The organism is Oleiphilus sp. HI0061 (genome assembly GCF_001635675.1).
Genome location: NZ_LWFE01001611.1, coordinates 1 through 912 on the forward strand (window position 1 = coordinate 1; position 912 = coordinate 912).

Annotated in this window: 1 protein-coding gene; it reads left to right on the forward strand. The window is 46.5% G+C overall.

All coding sequences use genetic code 11. The features are described 5' to 3' along the window. A partial coding sequence (locus A3735_RS24940) for a flagellin (RefSeq protein WP_255375193.1) occupies nt 1-912 on the forward strand: 912 nt, incomplete at both ends.

Consider the following 912-nt stretch of genomic DNA (forward strand, 5'->3'; position numbering starts at 1 on the left):
GCCTAGCTGGTGCGGCAACTTACTCTGGCTCATTTTCCTTAGTATCTTCCGATGGAGGTCCAATTGAAATCGACACAACAACTGGTGATATTGAAAATGCTGGCTTAGCTGTTGGCAAATTCAGCGGCACTAACAGTGGCGCCATTGGTCAAGCCGTTACAAACACCACATTTGTTACTGGAGATCTTGTTATAAATAGCGTCCCTGTAGGACCAACACTAGCCGCTTTTGACACAGCATCACCTTCTTCTACGAACCCAGAAACCAGCGCCATCGCAAAAGCGCATGCGATCAACCTAGTATCTGATCAGTCAGGTGTTACTGCAACCGTAAACTCTACGTTGGTTAATTCCACAGCAATCGCAGCTCCTGGTGTCGGTATTGGCGAGTCTGGAAGCTTCCTGTTAAACGGTGTTACCATTGAGATCTCGACAAGTGATACAAATACCGTTGCAGACAAACAAAACACCATTATTTCAGCCATAAACAACAAGGCCGGCCAAACAGGTATTCGAGCGGAAGCTTTAGGTTCAGAGTTCCGCTTGATTGCCGATGATGGAAGAAACATTGACGTTGGAGCTTTCACAGGTATCACTCCTGCCAACATCGGCCTAACAGCTAGCACCGAATATAGGGCATCAATTTCTCTGCAATCAGCTGGTAAGATCGAGCTAGACTCAATTACAGGCGACATTGAGAAAGCTGGCTTTGAAATCGGCACCTACGGCGCAGCCGAAAGTGGACAGCTAGTACAAGACATTGATATATCAACATCAGATGGCGCAATTTTAGCTTTGGCTGCTGTCGACAATGCACTGACAACGATAAACTTCCAACGTGCAAACCTCGGTGCGATTCAAAACCGATTTGAATCCACCATCACGAACCAAGCGATTGCAGCTGAAAACTTTA